Raw genomic sequence first — 14,658 nt, 5'->3', positions numbered from 1 at the left:
TCCGCCCAAATCCGCATTAGGTGAGGGGCAGACCCTTTTGCGGAGACCAAGATGGCGTTTTTCTCAAAGCTCAAGGAGCGGCTGTTCAAATCCTCCTCCAAGCTCGAGCAGGGGCTCGATGCGATTGTCGAGGAGGGCGCGGAGAGCGCTGCGGATGAGGTGGCGGAGGCCCTGGCAGCGGCCCCGGCGGTGACGCCGGAGCAGCCCGCGCCCGCGCCGGTTCCGCAGCCGGAGCCAGCTGCCGAGCCGGAGCCTGCGCCCGAACCCGAGCCTGCACCGCAGCCGGCGGCGGCGTCCAGGCCGGCGCCTGCACCTGAGCCGGAAAAGAAATCCCCGGGCCTGCTGGGCCGTCTGATGGGGCGCACCGCCGCCGCCGAGCCGCGCCGGGCGCTGGATGACGATATGCTGGAGCAGCTGGAAGAGCTGCTGATCGCTGCCGACATGGGGGTGGACACCGCGCTGCGGGTGACCGCCAACCTGGCCGAGGGGCGGATGGGCAAGAAGGTCTCCAGCCGCGAGATCAAGGAACTCTTGGCGCAGGAAGTCGCGCGCATCATGGAGCCGGTGGCCAAACCCCTGCCGATCTATGCGAAACGCCCGCAGGTGGTGCTGGTGGTTGGGGTGAACGGCTCCGGCAAGACCACCACCATCGGCAAGCTGGCGAGCCAGTTCAAAGGCGCGGGCAAGAAGGTGGTGATTGCGGCGGGCGATACCTTCCGCGCGGCAGCTGTCGAACAGCTGCAGGTCTGGGGCGACCGGGCCGGGGTGCCGGTGCTGACCGCCCCCGAAGGCTCCGACCCGGCCTCCTTGGCGTTTGACGCCATGACCAAGGCGCAGGAAGAGGGCGCCGACCTTCTGATGATCGACACCGCGGGCCGCCTGCAGAACCGCGCCGACCTGATGGAAGAACTGTCGAAAATTGTTCGCGTGATCCGCAAAAAGGATGAGACAGCGCCGCATAACACCCTGCTGGTCCTGGATGCGACCACCGGCCAGAACGCGCTGAGCCAGGTGGGCACCTTCCAGAAGCTGGCGGATGTGTCCGGCCTGGTGATGACCAAGCTGGACGGCACCGCCAAGGGCGGCGTGCTGGTGGCACTGGCGGACAAATTCGGCCTGCCGATCCACGCCATCGGGGTGGGCGAGCAGATCGACGACCTGGCGCCGTTTGATCCGGAAGAGTTTGCGGCAGCCCTTACTGGTCTGGAACAGACCTGATCCGTCCTTCATCTGGCTGAAAATATCCTCGGGGGTCCGGGGGCAGGCAGCCCCCGGCGGTCTCATCCGGCGCAAAGGCATTTGATTTGAGCGATTGGCTGATCTCCCTGGAAAGCACCGAGGCCGGGCATCAGGCCGCGCTGTTCCTGGCGATCTGGGCAGCCTTCCTGCACGCAGTCTTCGGCGCGCTGCAAAAGGGGCGGCATGACCCCTGGCTGTCGCGCGGGGCGATCGACTTTTCCTATTGCGTGATGGCGGCGCCCTTTGCGCTGTTTGTGGTGCCCTGGCCGGAGCCGCACATGTGGGTGATCTTCGCCGTTGCCTGGGTGATCCACGTTTTCTACAAGCTGTTTCAGGCGCTGGCCTATACCAAGGGCAGCTATACCGTGGTCTACCCGGTGGTGCGCGGGACCGGGCCGCTGTTCACGGTGATCGGTTCGTTCTTTCTGTTCGGCGAGGTGTTCACCCCGGTCCAATGGCTGGGGGTGGCGGTGCTGCTGGCCGGGATCTTTGGTCTGGCGGCCTATAATTTTGTCTTCCTGGAAGCCAACCGCGACACCCTCGGGATCGCACTGCTGTTTGCCTTTATCACCGGCTTGTTTGTGGCCGCCTACACCACATATGACGCCTATGGCATCCGGGCGACGGCGGATCCGTTCACCTTCCTCGCGTGGTTTTTCATGATCGACGGGCTGGTGTTTCCGGTGATTGCCTTTGCCCGCTGGCGCAGCATGGCGGAACCGCCCGCGCCGGGGCCGCTGATGGTCCGGGGCTTCTTTGGCGGGCTGGTGGCGTTCGCCTCCTTTGGGGCGATCATGCTGGCCACAAGGCTGGACAAGGTGGGGGAGGCGGCGGTGCTGCGCGAGACCTCGACCGTGTTTGCGGCGCTGATCGGCTGGCTGGTCCTGAAGGAAACCGTGGGGCCGCGGCGGATTGCCTTGATGGCTTTGATCGCCCTGGGCGCCGTGATAGTGGAAATGGGCGGCTGAGACCGCCGCAAGTAGAGCAGACAGGAGGCCCCATGGCCGCAAAGAAGATCAACCCGACCTTGAAGATGGTGCTGGAGCTTGGACCCATCGTCCTGTTCTTCATCGGCTATCTGAAGCTGAAGGATGAGGTGTTTCTGATCGGCGGCAGCGAATACAAGGGCTTCATCGTCATCACCGCGGCGTTCATCCCGCTGATGGTGGCGTCAACGCTCGCCTTGTGGAAGCTGACCGGCCATCTGTCGCGGATGCAGTTTGCGACGCTGATCCTGGTGGTGCTGTTCGGCGGCATGTCGGTGTGGTTCAACGATGACCGTTTCATCAAGATGAAGCCGACGATGCTCTATGTGCTGTTCGGCGGCCTGCTGGGCATCGGCCTGATGCGCGGCCAAAGCTGGCTCAAGGTGGTGATGGAGGAGCTGATGCCCCTGAAGCAGGAGGGCTGGATGATCCTCACGCGGCGGCTGTGCGCCTTCTTCTTTGGCCTCGCGATGGCGAATGAGCTGATCTGGCGCACGCAGAGCACCGAGACCTGGGTCTATTTCAAGACATTCGGCCTGCCGGTGGCGATGTTTGCCTTCTTCATGTTCCAGGGGCAGCTGTTCCAGAAATACGGCGACGAGGAAGAGGCAGGCCCGGCGGAATAACCGGCGGCAGGCAAGGGCGGGCTCCCGCGCCTTGGCCCCTCATCACAGATGAGGCGCCAAGCCTTGGGCCGGGCAGCGCACCTGCGGTGCGCTGCGGGTGCGCGGTTTAGCGGGATTGGCCGAAAATTACTTGCTGGGCCTTGCTGTCAGACCGGTCGGCCCGCAGGTCCGCATGCAGCGCCCGGCCCGCCGCGACGCCGGGGCGGGACCACATCAGATCCAGCCAGCGGGCCAGATGCGGCTTGTCGTCCAGCACTTGCTGCTGGCCTTCCCAGAGCGAGGCCCAGGGCCAGACCGCCATGTCGGCAATCGTAAAATCAGCGCCCGCGACATACTCAGTTTTCGCCAGCTGCCGGTCCAGCACGCCATAGAGGCGGGCGACTTCGTTGCGGTAGCGGTCCTTGGCGTAGGGCAAGTCTTGGGCTGCATATTTGAGGAAATGATGCGCTTGGCCCGCCATCGGGCCGAGGCCGCCCATCTGCCACATCAGCCATTGATCCACCATCAGCCGGGCGCGTTCGTCCGCGCCGTAGAACCGCCCGGTCTTGCGGGCGAGGTATTGCAGGATGGCGCCGCTTTCGAACAGGGAGACTGGTGCGCCGCCGGGCCCGTCCGGATCCACAATGGCGGGCATGCGGTTGTTGGGGGAGATCTTCAAGAACTCCGGCGCGAACTGGTCCCCCTTGCCGATGTCGATCAGCGTAACCTCGTAGGGCAGGCCCATCTCCTCCAGCGCGATGGAGATTTTCCAGCCATTGGGGGTCGGCCAGTAGAACAGCCGGATGGGATCCTGCATCGCGTGCCTCCGTCAGTGTGCCCGGCCACAGGAACACGTCAGCCAGCGGGCAGGCAAGGGGCGGCGGCGCTCACATCGGTGTGACCGGCGGCTCCGCGGCGGCTTGACCGAATCCCGCAAGATGCGTAAATCGCAACCATCACATCGTGGCGATTTGTTATTGGATTTATGCGTTTGTAAGGCGCCGTAAAATAGTGATTTTCTCTCAAATTTTGGGGCGAGGCATACTTTAAGGAATAACTTGCGGAATGCCTCACCTTCAAATTTTCCGCTTCAGTTCCTTCCTGGCCTGTTCGGCGCAGTCGTCAAAGTACTTGGCCAAATCCGAAATGTGAACGCAGCGCGGAGCTTTCTGTCCCTCGCCTAAGCGCGTGAGGGGCAAGGGGATCTCTCCACTCTCGACCTTCTTTAGGAACACGTCCCTGCTCATGCCGTTGAAATAGTCAGCACGCAATGCGTCGACGGGAACTAGGGGGTTGCCCTCGTATTTGGCGGTGAGGAGCCAAAAGGTGTTCATTTCTTCAACTCCTGATCAGTCCAGAAACTCATATTCGATGCGGTTCACGGGCTCTTCCGGCGCGCAGCCGCGGTGGGCGGACAGCATGTTGACGAAATCGGACGGCGCGTATTCGGGGAGGCCTTCGCGGGCGCAGTCTTCCGCCGTGATGGCGTTCAGGGGTTCCCGGCGGGTGCTGATAATGCGGATCTGGCAGATGCGCTGAACCTTCTCGCCGGGCTTGAGGCCCATGCACTTCACACAGGCATTCACCACGTCGCCGGGCTTCAGAAACCACCATCCAAAGCGGCGGGTGACCGTCTTGGTGCGGTCGTGCATCTGATCCGTCGTCAGCGCGAATGACATATTGCGGGGCATCTGAACCTCCTGGTTTCCGTCGATGCCCCCTCGATCTATGAGGGGGCAGAAAGAGAAACCCGATAGGGCTTAGGCGGCTTCCGGCGATCCGTAGAACAGCGGCAATTCCGTTTCCTTTTCAGCCTGTTCAACGGCTTCCTTGAAGGCGGCTTCAAAGGATTTCTCGGGGTTGTACAGCGACAGGATGAAGCGGATTTTCCCGCCCGTCTTGCGGTAACGGAACCGCACGGCCATGCGGTAGGGTGCGCCGCCGCGGAACACCGGAATCGTGATGATGATCAGGTTCGGAATGTTCAGCGGTTTGCCTGCAGCGTCCTTGTGTTCGTTCACAAAGCTGATTTCAGCCTCGCCCGTGTCGCGGTTGGTCGACACGGTAAGGTCGCTGGTTTCGAACACCTGGAACTGCTTGGACATTTGCAGCAGCGTGTGAAGCTGGCCGAATTTGCCCTCGATCTGGCTGGCGGTGCGGATCAAACGGTTTTCCCACGGCTGATGCTTCTTCTCATCTTCCTTGCCAGTGAGAATGGCCGGTGTGGGGTCCATGACGTCCTTGGCGTTGGCCTCGATAAACTCGCCCATATCGTCCTTTTCCAGCGCCTCGCCGGAAACGCCCATCCATGCCTGCCACTCGTCGGACAGCGGGAAGCTGTAGACTGCCTTGTGGTGGCAGTGCCGGGCGGTGGGGTCTCCGGTCACGCTGATCTGATCCGCCGGGCCTTGGGCGTGGTAATCCGCAATGCAGGTCAGCGTGGGCGCGCTCATATCCGGCTTGGCGTACAGCGCCGACGTTTCACCCTTGAAGCGGTTGGCCCAGCCGATCAGGCTGTTGAGGTCTTCAAGCCGGGCGGTGCCCTTGCGGCGGGCGGGTTTCAGGAACTCGGCGGCGCTGCGGATCTGAGGTGTCAGGTCTTTGACCTCACGGTGCTTGGGAACAGTCACCAGCTCGGGCCGGGTCAGGTCCAGGCTGTCGTTCAGATCAACAGCTTTGTGGTAGCCGATATCCTCCATCACCTGGAGCATGGTTTCGGCTGGGTTCTTCATCACTTCGGGGTCGTCGTAGGCCATCTGGTCTTTCCTCTGTCTTCTGCGGGTTTCGGAAGGGGCCGGCTTAATCCGGATCGCGGATTTCGCCGGTTTCGGGGTCGTAGTCGGTGACGTCGCGCACGGGCTCGTGCATCTGCTTCATCATGGGGCTGTAAAGCGTCAGCTCGCCCTGTTCGTTCAGGAAGGCTGCGGCGCTGGAGGCGGGCTTTTTCGGGCCTTTGAACAAGGCCGTTGCGCCCATATCCACGTCGCCGGATTTGCCCAGTGCGTAGCTGACGGTGATCGTCATGCTGCCCTGGCAACCCTTGGTGCCGTGTTCTGCTTTGTGGTCCAGCAGGTCATGCTGCAACTGCCGGTGATCCTTCATGAGCTGCTGCAGGAAGTCGCCGCCATCGAACAGGCGCAGGATCTGTTCGAGGCTACGCATTTTGTACGGGTCATGGGGTTCTGCGTTTTGGATGGCGGGGGGCTTGGCAAGGGTCATCACGCGAGGTTCCTTTCTTAACGCGGGGTTGCGAGTTTGCCGGTCCATGCGTCGAATTCGGTGCGCAGGGCCTGGAAGCGGTCGGCGGCGGCTTGATCGTGCAGCAGCGCGCAGCGGCTGCTGACCTGGCAGACCTGGCGGACGTATTCAGCCGCGCCGCCTTGGGTGAGCTGCTTGTCCGGGTAGCCGCAGCGTTGGGCTGCGAAGGTCTGAAACCGCGGGTCATTGCAGAGGATGCCTGCCTGCGTCGATGGCGGCAGATCCTCAAAGCGCTTTTTCTGTTCCGTGGGCATTGGCTTGCCTTTCTGCAGGGCGGGCGCGGCGCGGCTTCGTGAGTGGTGGACTTTGCCGCGCCCGGCGGATCTGGCGGGGTTTGGTTTCTGGAAAAGGGCCGGGGGCGGTTCGGGACGTGCCCCCGGCCAGTTTGCGAAGGCGCAGGTTTCAAGTGGCCTCGGCAACTCTTGTGGCTTGATGCAGAAGTTCTGCGCGGATGGCGTCTTCGGGCGTGCCCTGGCCGCCATAGGGGCAATCCGGGCGGCCATCGGTGGCGCGGCGGGTGCCGTCGATGTTGTGAAACACCTGCGCCGAGCGCATCCAGGCGTCCAGCGCGCCGGGCATATCGTCACCTGAGGCGGAGATGCCCAGCAGGTTCACGTGCCAGCGCACAGCGTCAAAGTCGAAGCGGTCGCCGGGGTCCGTGCTGCCCGGGGTGATCGTGCCCCCCAGTTCCTGCAGCAGCATCGCCTGGCCGAACCGGTCGCAGGCGCGCATGCTGCGGGCGGCTGCGTAAAGCCTCTGAGAACCGGCCTTCATAGCGGCACACCGTCGCAGGAACTATTCGCAGCGGTGCGCGTTAAAGTATAATGAGCTTTGCGGGTGTCCGGTCGTAATAGCGATGATGGGTATTTGCGGATGTAAGAGCGAAGGTTAGACTTGCAAAAGCCGGCTGATTGATTGCGGCGGGTAGGGTTTAGATGAAAAAAGATCCGGAACTTACTGAAGTTATTAACTACGCCAGGGCTCAGCGCGCGTTTGAAATAGCCGCACAGAAAGTGGATCTGATAACCGGGATGGCGCCGAAGGAAACGCTGGAGCGATGCAGCGATTGTGGTCCGGCCAGGATGGCCGCCCGTTTCGAGGGTGTTCGGCAGCAATCGGGTATCGACAGCTCTGCGATCTGTGAGGCTGTCGTTGCTTTGCAGGAGGCTGCCATAAACCTTGCCGCCGCGCGTGCGCGCGTTCCGGAAGACAAACGAGCCGATATTGGCGAGGCCATTTCCAAGCTTTGTTCCGGCCACGGTAAGGATTGTTACTGTGTTGGCGACTGTCTGGCGGCTCTTGACCAACCGACGATTCATCAGAAGTCCCGTTCCTGATTGCATGATGCATCCTTTTTGGTGGTGCGCGGACAGCGGTCAGTTTGGAGGATTGCGCTGCCCGCGCTGATCCGCGCCGCAAGACGGGCGCGAAACCTCAATGAAAAGCGGCGCGTCAATCCTCCGTCACGCGCCGCTTTCGGCTATTTTGGGTGGGGTGGTGCCCTTGGGCGTGCGCGGCCGGTGTTTCCGGTTTCAGATGCGGTTACGGGGGCGGCAGCAACGGACTGTGCGTCAGGCTGCATTGCGGCGCGGCACCGGGATGTTTTTCTCCGCGATGAGCGCGCGTACCTTGGCGCCGACGCGCGCAAGGGTCTGGTCTGTCGGCTCCGGCGCCGGTTCCGGCCGGTCGATCAGATGGGCCGCGCGCAGGCGCGCCGGGTCAAAGCCCTGGCCGCGGGCGGCCTTCATGGCGGCCCATGCCTGGGTGAACAGGCCGGTATCGTCCAGGTAGTGTTCCGGTGAGCCGACGATTTGCCGGGCGGTGTTGGTCATGTCTTGCATTCAATCCTCCATCGGTTGATAGGGTGAACTTATTCCCGTCAAGAATATGTGTGTCAAGAATAAAAATTCCTGACGAGACTATTCCTGATGCGTGGCGAGTTGTCGCGAGTCGACCTATGGCCTCTGGTGGAGGTCATGTGGGTAACCACTAAGTGACTGATGTTCTGCGATGAACATCCGCGGGTTTCCGCTATGCGGGTGGGGGATTACGCAAGGTAAATCTATGATGGAAAAAGAATTCCAAAAGCTGATTTCAGCAATGACGCCCGGCCAGGTCGATGATCTTATTGCGAAGTTGTTTGAGGGTGGTCTAGTACCGATTTCGCCATATCCAGCCAACCCTGTTGGCGCTCAGCCGGGAGGGTTCGAAAAACCTCCAGAAGCTTAAGTTCTGCGAGTTGATGATCCTCAAGGAATAGCTGGTACATAGGAACATCAAGGGCTTGGGCGATTAGAGACAGGCTGCGCAGGGTTGCTCCGTCCCAGCCGCGTTCGATCTTCGAAATCGTTGATTGCTCCAAGCCCGCAGCTTCAGCCAGCGTGCTCTGGTTCCACCCTTTGAGCTTGCGAAGTCTCTTGATTGCACTCATGGCGCACTATCCCACAGGCCGTAGATCGTGGCAAAACACGCTGGGGAATATGCATTCTTGACAAGAATATTCCGGTCGGGAATATTCGCGCCATGAGGCAGCTTTCTACTTATTTGAAGAAGAACCGAATTCGGCAGAGCGAGTTTGCTGATTCGGTTGGCGTGACGCAGGGTGTCATCTCTCGGTTGTCGAGTGGTGCGGCGAAGCCTAGCCTGGAGTTGGCGGTAAGGATCGACAAGGCCACAGCCGGTGCGGTTCCGGTTCATTGCTGGGTTGAGTTGCTTGTTGACAGGGTGCCCGCAGTTCGGGCTGGCGCTGGCGAAGTCCTCGAGGCGCCGAAACAAGCGGAAAGCGGGGAGGCAGCCGCATGAGCCGCCCCCGCCTGACCCTGATTGTGAACAATGATGTGCCATGCGGTGAGCGTGGCGCGGCGGCCGGTCAAAAGTCTTGGTCAAATCAGTTTGACCCCTATGCGCTGAAGGCTGCTGCACCTGATCTTTGGTCTGCCTACTTCCGCGCCCGCTTCCGCAGCCCGCGCGAGGTTGCGCTGTTCTGCGATGTGAGCTTTCAGACCGCGCTGAACTGGTGGGGCGCGGTGACCGCGCCCGCCAGCCACACCGCTCTGCTGGTCATGCTGACCGATCCGGGCGCGGCTGCGTTTTTCGGTGATGCGCTGGCGAGGGCGGCGTGATGAGTGCCGCCCGTCCTGAATACGGCTGGTCGCCCTTACTGCTTGTTGGGGTCCCACTTGTACTCAATCGAGTGCCCGTCTTCGCAAGTTACCGTGCGAAGTTTCACGCCGAAAGTGCCGAAATGCGGGTGATCTTTCAGGTCCGTCACCTTGGCGGGCTTGCCGCAGAGTTCGCAGGTTTCGAGGTGCTCCGCCTTTGCCGGTTTTGCCTCCAGTTCGGCGACCCGGGCCTCCAGGGCCTCGATGCGCTGGGGCATTTCTTTCAGCGTCGTCCAAATCGGTGCTTTGTCGAGGATCTTCAGAATGTCTGAAACTGATATCATTGGTAAGAGTTCTCCTGATGGTCAGGTTAATGAGGTTGAGCGCAACCTTTTGGCTGCCTTTTCTGACCGGTTGGCAACGGTGGAATTCCGTTGGGTGGATGCGGACAGCGGTTACGAAGTCACGCGTCGGTACGAATTTGCTCCTGCCGCAGGTGGCGGCGAATGACCGGCGCCCGTCCAGAAAGCCGCTGGAAGAATACGGCGCCTTGCCTGGTGCCTTGCGACGTTCTGTCAACCAAAATTGGAGGTGAAAACAGTGGATCGAAGAGAGAAAATTCGACAAGCTCTAAATGCCATCGGGCAGGAGCCGAAAGCGTGGGAAATTCCTGGGTTTTTGGATGCCCTGCACCGGTTTCTGAGGCCCTGATTGAGGCTTTCTGTGGCTGCGCTCGTCAGTGCCGCATGATGCTTTTGGACTTGGCCAAGGCGTCAATGTTCTCTTCGTGCACCGCGGCGATTTCGGGATTGCCTGCCTTCCGGCGGCTGTCGGCAAGGATCTTGAGGGCGCCAGAAATCTTGTCGCCCTCCATAGTGTCGAAGATCCTCAGAACAACAAAAACGGTGTCCTCTAAGGCTTTGATCCTGTCATTCGCATTGGCCAGCCGGTCTGTCAGCATTTCGATCAAGTCAAGTTCGTCCAACTCGGCGCTCATGAGAATCCCTTTCGTTGCGTTGTGGAGTACCGCGGAAGGTGCAGGCAATCGGGGCGGCGGACAAGCCCCGGTTGCCTGCGAAATTCTTGAAGGGGGTGCGCAATGACCGCTGCCCGTCCAGAAAACGGCCATTTCGGGAACCCTCCTGCATCTGATGACAACGGGGTGCAGCGTGCGGGCGGCCGGGAGCGTGGGCTCGCCCCGGCTGCCGCTATTCCCGATGAGGGTTTCTGCCGTGATGCTCTCACAGCCGGGATTGATAGGGCCTTGCGGACCGCAGGCCCCGGTCAGCAAGAGGATACACTTATGCCTGGAAGCCTCAGTCTTCTTCAGCGCGTTGGGCGCGCTCTGCGTCAGCGCGCTCAACGTCTGCTTCAACCGCATCCGCAAGTTCACGTAGTGCACCCGCAATCTGATGCGCAGCTTCGTCTTCAACTCGAATGTATGGAAGAGCGTTTGAATCGGCTGGAAGCAGCGTTGTCCAGTGGAAGGTGTTCCGGGTCAGCAGTCCATTCTGCTCAGATGAGGCGCTGATCATGTGGCTTACTTCGAAGTGCGCTGGAGTTCCCGGCTGTTCCGCGTTGTGGATGGTCACATTGCTTTCGGTTTTGGAGCTGGCGGGCGTGGCGTCTACCGCGCTGACAAAGCTGACGGAGCCGTTGCCGAATTTTACTTCTGTCGTGACTGAATTCTTTCGTTCTGTGGTTTCTGGTTGTGTGGAAACAGTCAGAAGTTGTCATGGGGTGAAGACGCTGTCCATCGGTTACTTTCCGAAGGCGGCGGTAGGCAGCCGGGGCTTTGAACAGTTCCCGGTTGTCTGCGAAAATGCAGCAGGTGTCGAGGAGGGCAGACCTCGGGGACACGCCGAACGGGGGCAGGCGTACCTGCAAGCAGCCCCCTTTTCCCTCCCTGTTGGACTAGGGCGCGCAGCGAGTGTTTCGCTGTGCGCCCCTTTTTGCGAGGGGGTAGTGCATGCGTGATTTGTCAGATACGGCGCTGGATTTCCCGGAACACCCGGATTGGGTCTGGCTCGGGTGGTTCTGGCGACCTGTTGGCCTCTTCCGGGACAAGCTGATGCTGGCCGATGCGGGCGCTTATGCCGCGGGAAAGCTGGCCTGTCTGGCCTCGCCCTATGCGCTCCATGATGGCGGGCCGGTGCTGGCGGCCGATATCGCGCTGGAATGGATGGGGCAGCTTGCCGCTTCTGGCGTGCTGCCGATTTCTCCGGCTTATCTGGCGTTTGAATGCGGGCTGGAAGAGGCCAAGCCGGAAAGCGTTCTGCGCTATGCGGACCTGGTGATTATTCCGCCAGTGCCGGGCTGGCATTCCTCTGCCTGTGTTTGGCGGGCAACGTGCTGCGCGCTGGCTGATCACAAGCCGGTCTATTTGCTGGATGGGGAGGGCTCCTGATGAGGCAAAACCAGTCCAGTGCCGTCATGCAGCAGCGGAGCGAGCCGCACAGCAGCCTTGACGATTTCCCGACGCCGCCGTGGGCCACGCGGGCGCTGTGGCAGTTTTTAGTGTCGCAGGGGTTCACTGCTGGCGGCGTGGGGCGTGAGCCTGCAGCCAACCGGGGGCACATGGTGCGCGTCCTGGCTGATATCTTTGACCAAGTCGATGCGGCGGACGTTCACGACTACGGCGCGGGGTTCCCGGTCAGGGACTACCTTTGGGGCGACGACCCGGCGGCGGTTGATTGGACGATTTCAAACCCGCCGTTCAAGCTTGCTGAGCAATTCATCATGCGGGCTGTGCGGACAAGCCGCGAGGGCTGCGCGTTTCTGGTGCGCAGTGCCTTTCTGGAAGGCCAGCGGCGGTATGAGGATCTGTTTGCCAAATGCCCGCCAGCCTTTGTCCTGCAGTTCGCCGAACGTGTTGTGATGCACAAGGGGCGGCTGGCCCCGAAAGGCAGCACTGCAACGGCCTATTGCTGGGTGGTGTTCCTGGCCGATCACCGCTCTGGCGTGACGGAGCTGCATTGGGTGCCACCGTGCCGCGGGCAGTTGGAGCGGGACGGGGATTACCCAGACGGCGGGCTTGGGCTTGCCGAGTTTGACCGGGGAGTGCTGATCAATGGCTGACCCTCAGGCGCTTGACGAAACGACCCAGGGGCAAGAAGTGCCGTCGCCCAAGAGGCGGCTGCATGTGTCGGAAATTATCGAGGTTGTCCGCGTCTATTACCGGCTCGGCAAGAGGGAGATAACCGGCCCCAGCCGTGAACGCCGGGTGTCCTGGCCGCGGCAGATGGCAATGGCGATGATCAGGAGCCGCACGTCGCTGAGTACACCGCAAATTGCTGAGGCCCTGCACCTGCAGTGTCACACGACAGTTTGTTTCGGCCTCAAGCAGGTGCGGGAGCGCTGCCAGAAGCGGCCGGATATCAAGGCCGATTACGACGAGCTGCGGCGGCAACTGGCGGAGCGCGCAGGCAGCGCAGATTTCATCCGGCATGAGCATGCGCACGGGCGACCGTTTTCGACGGTCCGCGCGGGCCGAGGCTGACCGGAACTGGCGACCTGCTGCAGGGCGGGTTGGAACAAAACAAGAGGAAGGGCAGGGCAATGAATGCACACGCAAGGCATCTGCAGCCGATCGATGCCGAGGATTTGGAGGAATACCCGATTTCAGCAAGTGACCGGCTGGACTCGCACTACTTCCTGCAATGGAACCTCAAGCGCTGGCGGGCCAGCGAGTTCCGCCGGAAGGCTGATCCTGATGTTGGCTGGTATGGAATGCTGCTCTTCTTCATTGCGCAGGATGAAACGCCCATTGGCACGCTGCCCTGCGATGATGAGCAATTGGCCTATGAGCTGCGGTTGCCGCTGGAAAAGTGGCACGCGCTGAATGAACGCAAGATTACCCCGCTGCACAACTGGCACCGGGTGCGGTGCGACAACGGGGATATCCGGTGGGCGCATCCGGTTGTGACGGAAGTGGCTGTCGAGGCGCTGGGGTCGAGCCGGAAGAACAAGGCTGAACAGGAAGAGCGTAAGTACAACAAGCGGCTAAAGGATCTGCGCGAGATGATCGAGGGGCGGATCGGCGCAGGGCAGCTTCTGCGGGCGCCTGGCTTCCTTGAGCGCTTCAACGATTGGCTGGAAGAGCGTTATCCGCGAACGCAGCGGCGCGAACCATTCATACGTTCGGCCCTGGATGAATTCCAGATGGAGTGCGCGCCGTGATCGGGCTTAGCGCAATCTGTGCATTCTGTGACAGTCACAGAATATTCCGTGAAAATTACAGAACATTCCCGGAAAAACACGGAATTTCCCGTGTTCTGTTCCGTTTGTCCCTTTTTTTGCGCCGTTTCTGTAACCGCTGAAAAGAGAAGAAACGAAATTAGAAGAAAAGATATTCACGGGTCGCGCCATCGGGAACGGGCTGCCTGTGGATAGGTCGGACAGGCTTAGAAAAAAGGAGTGGTGAAGGCAGATGTGCAGTGACCAAACCGAAAGCAAGCGCGCCCGGGTGCGGAGGCTGGTGATACAGCCGCTGCAGGAATTGGGCTTCAGGTTTCCGAAGGGCACGCCGGAGGACAGGCAACGGGCGATGCTGGACCGGCTGGCCGACTCCATCGCCTACATGAGCGACAAGGGGCTGATTGCCCTGCAGCAGTCCCTGCAGACCAAGGGCGAAGGCTCGGCGAAATGCTTTTGGCCTTGCCGTGCAACCGTGATGGGCTGGGCGGAGGCGCTGGAGTACCGCCCGCTTGATGAGCTGCCGGAGCTGCTGGGGTGGTTCCGGTCCCGTGCCGGTGCGGAGGCAATGCGGGACGGTGTGCTGCTGGCGGAATACCTGTTCTGGCGGGACAACAAGCGGCCACCGGCAAAGGGGCCTGAGAAAGACCGGGTGCGGCGGCAGGCTGCCGAGTTCAACAGCGAATATCAGAAGATCATGGAACGCCGGTCGCGCGGGTTCCCGGATATCCACGACCAGGGCGAATTCGTCCGCTGGTATGAGCGCACGCTGAAGAAGTGCGAAGCGTGGGTGATTGAAGGCAAAGCGGCCCGGGCAGGGGCTGGATTGAAGGAAGGGATGCAGGCGTGAGCGAGCATGTAGCAGTGGTGGCCGCAGAGGCGCGGGCGCAGCGGGCGGAGGTGCGGGCATGAACGTGGCAATCGCGCGTCAAGAGGCATTTGCCCAAAATCAGCGGACAGCTGTCGTGACTGTTCGGGCGCCGCGCACTGGCAAGCTGGAAGTCAGCGCTCTGGAGCTGATCGAGTGGGCATTTCAGCGCGAAAAGGTCGGGTTGGACTTTGACGAGATTGAGCGGGAAACCGGTGCGCGTCCCGGTTTCGGGATGGAGTGGATCTTGATCGAACAGGCCCGCTTAGGTGTAAAGGGCCGCATTCAGGGCGGCGGCAGTTCGCCGCGTCATCATGATGCTGATATGGTGGCCGCTTCGCTTGCCTGCCTGCCGGAAACCTATGGCGGGCGCCGGATGGCGGTTATGATTGCTGAGCTGGCCCGTG

24 protein-coding genes and 1 pseudogene are annotated in these 14,658 nt (G+C 61.3%); 13 read left to right on the top strand and 12 right to left on the bottom strand.

Features of this window, described 5'->3' with window-relative positions; all coding sequences use genetic code 11:
* The first annotated feature begins 51 nt into the window (after positions 1-51).
* The 3 genes from ftsY to CAER_RS0107205 all read left to right on the top strand — a co-directional run bounded on the left by ftsY (position 52) and on the right by CAER_RS0107205 (position 2,851).
* The gene (gene ftsY, locus CAER_RS0107215; RefSeq protein WP_027234713.1) at positions 52-1,218 is read left to right on the top strand and encodes a signal recognition particle-docking protein FtsY; all 1,167 of its coding nucleotides are present in this window, start codon (positions 52-54) and stop codon (positions 1,216-1,218) included.
* 86 nt (positions 1,219-1,304) lie between these two features.
* Positions 1,305-2,207 carry a DMT family transporter gene (locus CAER_RS0107210; protein ID WP_027234712.1) on the top strand — a complete coding sequence of 301 codons (903 nt, stop codon included), beginning with the start codon at positions 1,305-1,307 and terminating at the stop codon, positions 2,205-2,207.
* 32 nt (positions 2,208-2,239) lie between these two features.
* On the top strand, positions 2,240-2,851 hold the full coding sequence (locus CAER_RS0107205; RefSeq protein ID WP_027234711.1) for an inner membrane-spanning protein YciB: 612 nt from the start codon (positions 2,240-2,242) through the stop codon (positions 2,849-2,851).
* 106 nt (positions 2,852-2,957) lie between these two features.
* On the opposite strand, the gene CAER_RS0107200 is transcribed toward CAER_RS0107205, so the two are convergent.
* From CAER_RS0107200 to CAER_RS0107170, 7 genes are all read right to left on the bottom strand, one after another.
* Positions 2,958-3,647, bottom strand: a complete 690-nt coding sequence (locus tag CAER_RS0107200; RefSeq protein ID WP_027234710.1) for a glutathione S-transferase N-terminal domain-containing protein — start codon at positions 3,645-3,647, stop codon at positions 2,958-2,960.
* Positions 3,648-3,906: 259 nt separating this feature from the next.
* Positions 3,907-4,164 carry a pyocin activator PrtN family protein gene (locus CAER_RS0107195; RefSeq protein WP_027234709.1) on the bottom strand — a complete coding sequence of 86 codons (258 nt, stop codon included), beginning with the start codon at positions 4,162-4,164 and terminating at the stop codon, positions 3,907-3,909.
* 15 nt (positions 4,165-4,179) lie between these two features.
* Positions 4,180-4,521, bottom strand: a complete 342-nt coding sequence (locus tag CAER_RS0107190; RefSeq protein ID WP_027234708.1) for an ASCH domain-containing protein — start codon at positions 4,519-4,521, stop codon at positions 4,180-4,182.
* A 69-nt stretch (positions 4,522-4,590) separates the two neighbouring features.
* Positions 4,591-5,586: a DUF2303 family protein gene (locus tag CAER_RS0107185; protein ID WP_027234707.1), complete on the bottom strand. Its 996-nt coding sequence runs from the start codon at positions 5,584-5,586 to the stop codon at positions 4,591-4,593.
* A gap of 43 nt (positions 5,587-5,629) precedes the next feature.
* A complete protein-coding gene (locus tag CAER_RS0107180; protein ID WP_154667752.1) occupies positions 5,630-5,992 on the bottom strand; it encodes a hypothetical protein in 363 nt (120 codons plus the stop codon).
* A gap of 74 nt (positions 5,993-6,066) precedes the next feature.
* Positions 6,067-6,342 carry a hypothetical protein gene (locus CAER_RS0107175; protein ID WP_027234705.1) on the bottom strand — a complete coding sequence of 92 codons (276 nt, stop codon included), beginning with the start codon at positions 6,340-6,342 and terminating at the stop codon, positions 6,067-6,069.
* 148 nt (positions 6,343-6,490) lie between these two features.
* A complete protein-coding gene (locus tag CAER_RS0107170; protein ID WP_027234704.1) occupies positions 6,491-6,862 on the bottom strand; it encodes a hypothetical protein in 372 nt (123 codons plus the stop codon).
* Positions 6,863-7,023: 161 nt separating this feature from the next.
* On the opposite strand from CAER_RS0107170, the gene CAER_RS0107165 reads away from it, so the two are divergent.
* Positions 7,024-7,425 (top strand): hypothetical protein, encoded by a 402-nt coding sequence (locus CAER_RS0107165; protein ID WP_027234703.1) that lies wholly within the window; start codon positions 7,024-7,026, stop codon positions 7,423-7,425.
* A gap of 234 nt (positions 7,426-7,659) precedes the next feature.
* On the opposite strand, the gene CAER_RS0107160 is transcribed toward CAER_RS0107165, so the two are convergent.
* Together CAER_RS0107160 and CAER_RS27790 are read right to left on the bottom strand one after the other, a co-directional pair.
* Positions 7,660-7,929, bottom strand: coding sequence for a hypothetical protein (locus CAER_RS0107160; RefSeq protein WP_027234702.1), 270 nt, complete (start codon positions 7,927-7,929; stop codon positions 7,660-7,662).
* Between the two features lie 284 nt (positions 7,930-8,213).
* Positions 8,214-8,519, bottom strand: coding sequence for a helix-turn-helix domain-containing protein (locus tag CAER_RS27790; protein ID WP_036797147.1), 306 nt, complete (start codon positions 8,517-8,519; stop codon positions 8,214-8,216).
* 92 nt (positions 8,520-8,611) lie between these two features.
* Between CAER_RS27790 and CAER_RS27785 the strand changes: the two genes are divergently transcribed.
* Complete coding sequence (locus CAER_RS27785; protein ID WP_036797146.1) at positions 8,612-8,890, top strand: helix-turn-helix domain-containing protein; 279 nt, start codon at positions 8,612-8,614, stop codon at positions 8,888-8,890.
* Entirely contained in the window at positions 8,887-9,210 is a 324-nt protein-coding gene (locus tag CAER_RS0107145; protein ID WP_027234701.1) for a hypothetical protein, read from the top strand. The genes CAER_RS27785 and CAER_RS0107145 overlap by 4 nt, the downstream gene beginning before the upstream one ends.
* A gap of 35 nt (positions 9,211-9,245) precedes the next feature.
* On the opposite strand, the gene CAER_RS0107140 is transcribed toward CAER_RS0107145, so the two are convergent.
* Positions 9,246-9,533 (bottom strand): ABC transporter C-terminal domain-containing protein, encoded by a 288-nt coding sequence (locus CAER_RS0107140; protein WP_027234700.1) that lies wholly within the window; start codon positions 9,531-9,533, stop codon positions 9,246-9,248.
* Between CAER_RS0107140 and CAER_RS29685 the strand changes: the two genes are divergently transcribed.
* Entirely contained in the window at positions 9,514-9,699 is a 186-nt protein-coding gene (locus CAER_RS29685) for a hypothetical protein (protein ID WP_154667751.1), read from the top strand. The genes CAER_RS0107140 and CAER_RS29685 overlap by 20 nt on opposite strands.
* Positions 9,700-9,925: 226 nt before the next feature.
* Here CAER_RS29685 and CAER_RS0107135 read toward each other — a convergent pair whose 3' ends face one another.
* Both CAER_RS0107135 and CAER_RS29680 read right to left on the bottom strand, forming a co-directional pair.
* Positions 9,926-10,186, bottom strand: coding sequence for a hypothetical protein (locus tag CAER_RS0107135; protein ID WP_027234699.1), 261 nt, complete (start codon positions 10,184-10,186; stop codon positions 9,926-9,928).
* A gap of 319 nt (positions 10,187-10,505) precedes the next feature.
* Positions 10,506-10,781 carry a hypothetical protein gene (locus CAER_RS29680; protein WP_154667750.1) on the bottom strand — a complete coding sequence of 92 codons (276 nt, stop codon included), beginning with the start codon at positions 10,779-10,781 and terminating at the stop codon, positions 10,506-10,508.
* Positions 10,782-11,158: 377 nt separating this feature from the next.
* Here CAER_RS29680 and CAER_RS0107125 point away from each other — a divergent pair, with 377 nt between their 5' ends.
* The 6 genes and pseudogenes from CAER_RS0107125 to CAER_RS30050 form a co-directional block, all read left to right on the top strand.
* Entirely contained in the window at positions 11,159-11,596 is a 438-nt protein-coding gene (locus tag CAER_RS0107125) for a hypothetical protein (protein ID WP_027234697.1), read from the top strand.
* A complete protein-coding gene (locus CAER_RS27780; RefSeq protein ID WP_051357752.1) occupies positions 11,596-12,267 on the top strand; it encodes a hypothetical protein in 672 nt (223 codons plus the stop codon). The genes CAER_RS0107125 and CAER_RS27780 overlap by 1 nt, the downstream gene beginning before the upstream one ends.
* Positions 12,260-12,688 (top strand): helix-turn-helix domain-containing protein, encoded by a 429-nt coding sequence (locus tag CAER_RS0107115; protein ID WP_027234696.1) that lies wholly within the window; start codon positions 12,260-12,262, stop codon positions 12,686-12,688. Before CAER_RS27780 ends, CAER_RS0107115 begins: the two co-directional genes overlap by 8 nt.
* Positions 12,689-12,747: 59 nt before the next feature.
* A complete protein-coding gene (locus CAER_RS0107110; RefSeq protein ID WP_027234695.1) occupies positions 12,748-13,368 on the top strand; it encodes a hypothetical protein in 621 nt (206 codons plus the stop codon).
* A 250-nt stretch (positions 13,369-13,618) separates the two neighbouring features.
* Positions 13,619-14,233 carry a hypothetical protein gene (locus CAER_RS27775; RefSeq protein ID WP_051357751.1) on the top strand — a complete coding sequence of 205 codons (615 nt, stop codon included), beginning with the start codon at positions 13,619-13,621 and terminating at the stop codon, positions 14,231-14,233.
* 115 nt (positions 14,234-14,348) lie between these two features.
* A pseudogene (locus CAER_RS30050) lies at positions 14,349-14,658 on the top strand (hypothetical protein); the annotation flags it as partial.

The organism is Leisingera caerulea DSM 24564 (assembly GCF_000473325.1).
Classification (GTDB): Bacteria; Pseudomonadota; Alphaproteobacteria; order Rhodobacterales; family Rhodobacteraceae; genus Leisingera; species Leisingera caerulea.
Note: the sequence above shows the minus strand (reverse complement) of the source record. Positions and strands in the feature narration are given on the sequence as shown.

Bases quoted from the DNA above. Each gene is read 5' to 3' on its own strand.
- CAER_RS0107125 (WP_027234697.1), top strand. From the start codon at position 11,159: ATGCGTGATTTGTCAGATACGGCGCTGGATTTCCCGGAACACCCGGAT.
- CAER_RS0107185 (WP_027234707.1), bottom strand. From the start codon at position 5,586: ATGGCCTACGACGACCCCGAAGTGATGAAGAACCCAGCCGAAACCATG.
- CAER_RS0107145 (WP_027234701.1), top strand. From the start codon at position 8,887: ATGAGCCGCCCCCGCCTGACCCTGATTGTGAACAATGATGTGCCATGC.
- CAER_RS0107205 (WP_027234711.1), top strand. From the start codon at position 2,240: ATGGCCGCAAAGAAGATCAACCCGACCTTGAAGATGGTGCTGGAGCTT.
- CAER_RS0107190 (WP_027234708.1), bottom strand. From the start codon at position 4,521: ATGCCCCGCAATATGTCATTCGCGCTGACGACGGATCAGATGCACGAC.
- CAER_RS27775 (WP_051357751.1), top strand. From the start codon at position 13,619: ATGTGCAGTGACCAAACCGAAAGCAAGCGCGCCCGGGTGCGGAGGCTG.
- CAER_RS27790 (WP_036797147.1), bottom strand. From the start codon at position 8,519: ATGAGTGCAATCAAGAGACTTCGCAAGCTCAAAGGGTGGAACCAGAGC.
- CAER_RS0107110 (WP_027234695.1), top strand. From the start codon at position 12,748: ATGAATGCACACGCAAGGCATCTGCAGCCGATCGATGCCGAGGATTTG.
- CAER_RS0107195 (WP_027234709.1), bottom strand. From the start codon at position 4,164: ATGAACACCTTTTGGCTCCTCACCGCCAAATACGAGGGCAACCCCCTA.
- ftsY (WP_027234713.1), top strand. From the start codon at position 52: ATGGCGTTTTTCTCAAAGCTCAAGGAGCGGCTGTTCAAATCCTCCTCC.
- CAER_RS0107135 (WP_027234699.1), bottom strand. From the start codon at position 10,186: ATGAGCGCCGAGTTGGACGAACTTGACTTGATCGAAATGCTGACAGAC.
- CAER_RS0107165 (WP_027234703.1), top strand. From the start codon at position 7,024: ATGAAAAAAGATCCGGAACTTACTGAAGTTATTAACTACGCCAGGGCT.
- CAER_RS0107160 (WP_027234702.1), bottom strand. From the start codon at position 7,929: ATGCAAGACATGACCAACACCGCCCGGCAAATCGTCGGCTCACCGGAA.
- CAER_RS0107175 (WP_027234705.1), bottom strand. From the start codon at position 6,342: ATGCCCACGGAACAGAAAAAGCGCTTTGAGGATCTGCCGCCATCGACG.
- CAER_RS27780 (WP_051357752.1), top strand. From the start codon at position 11,596: ATGAGGCAAAACCAGTCCAGTGCCGTCATGCAGCAGCGGAGCGAGCCG.
- CAER_RS0107140 (WP_027234700.1), bottom strand. From the start codon at position 9,533: ATGATATCAGTTTCAGACATTCTGAAGATCCTCGACAAAGCACCGATT.
- CAER_RS0107115 (WP_027234696.1), top strand. From the start codon at position 12,260: ATGGCTGACCCTCAGGCGCTTGACGAAACGACCCAGGGGCAAGAAGTG.
- CAER_RS0107180 (WP_154667752.1), bottom strand. From the start codon at position 5,992: ATGCGTAGCCTCGAACAGATCCTGCGCCTGTTCGATGGCGGCGACTTC.
- CAER_RS29685 (WP_154667751.1), top strand. From the start codon at position 9,514: ATGTCTGAAACTGATATCATTGGTAAGAGTTCTCCTGATGGTCAGGTT.
- CAER_RS0107170 (WP_027234704.1), bottom strand. From the start codon at position 6,862: ATGAAGGCCGGTTCTCAGAGGCTTTACGCAGCCGCCCGCAGCATGCGC.
- CAER_RS27785 (WP_036797146.1), top strand. From the start codon at position 8,612: ATGAGGCAGCTTTCTACTTATTTGAAGAAGAACCGAATTCGGCAGAGC.
- CAER_RS0107200 (WP_027234710.1), bottom strand. From the start codon at position 3,647: ATGCAGGATCCCATCCGGCTGTTCTACTGGCCGACCCCCAATGGCTGG.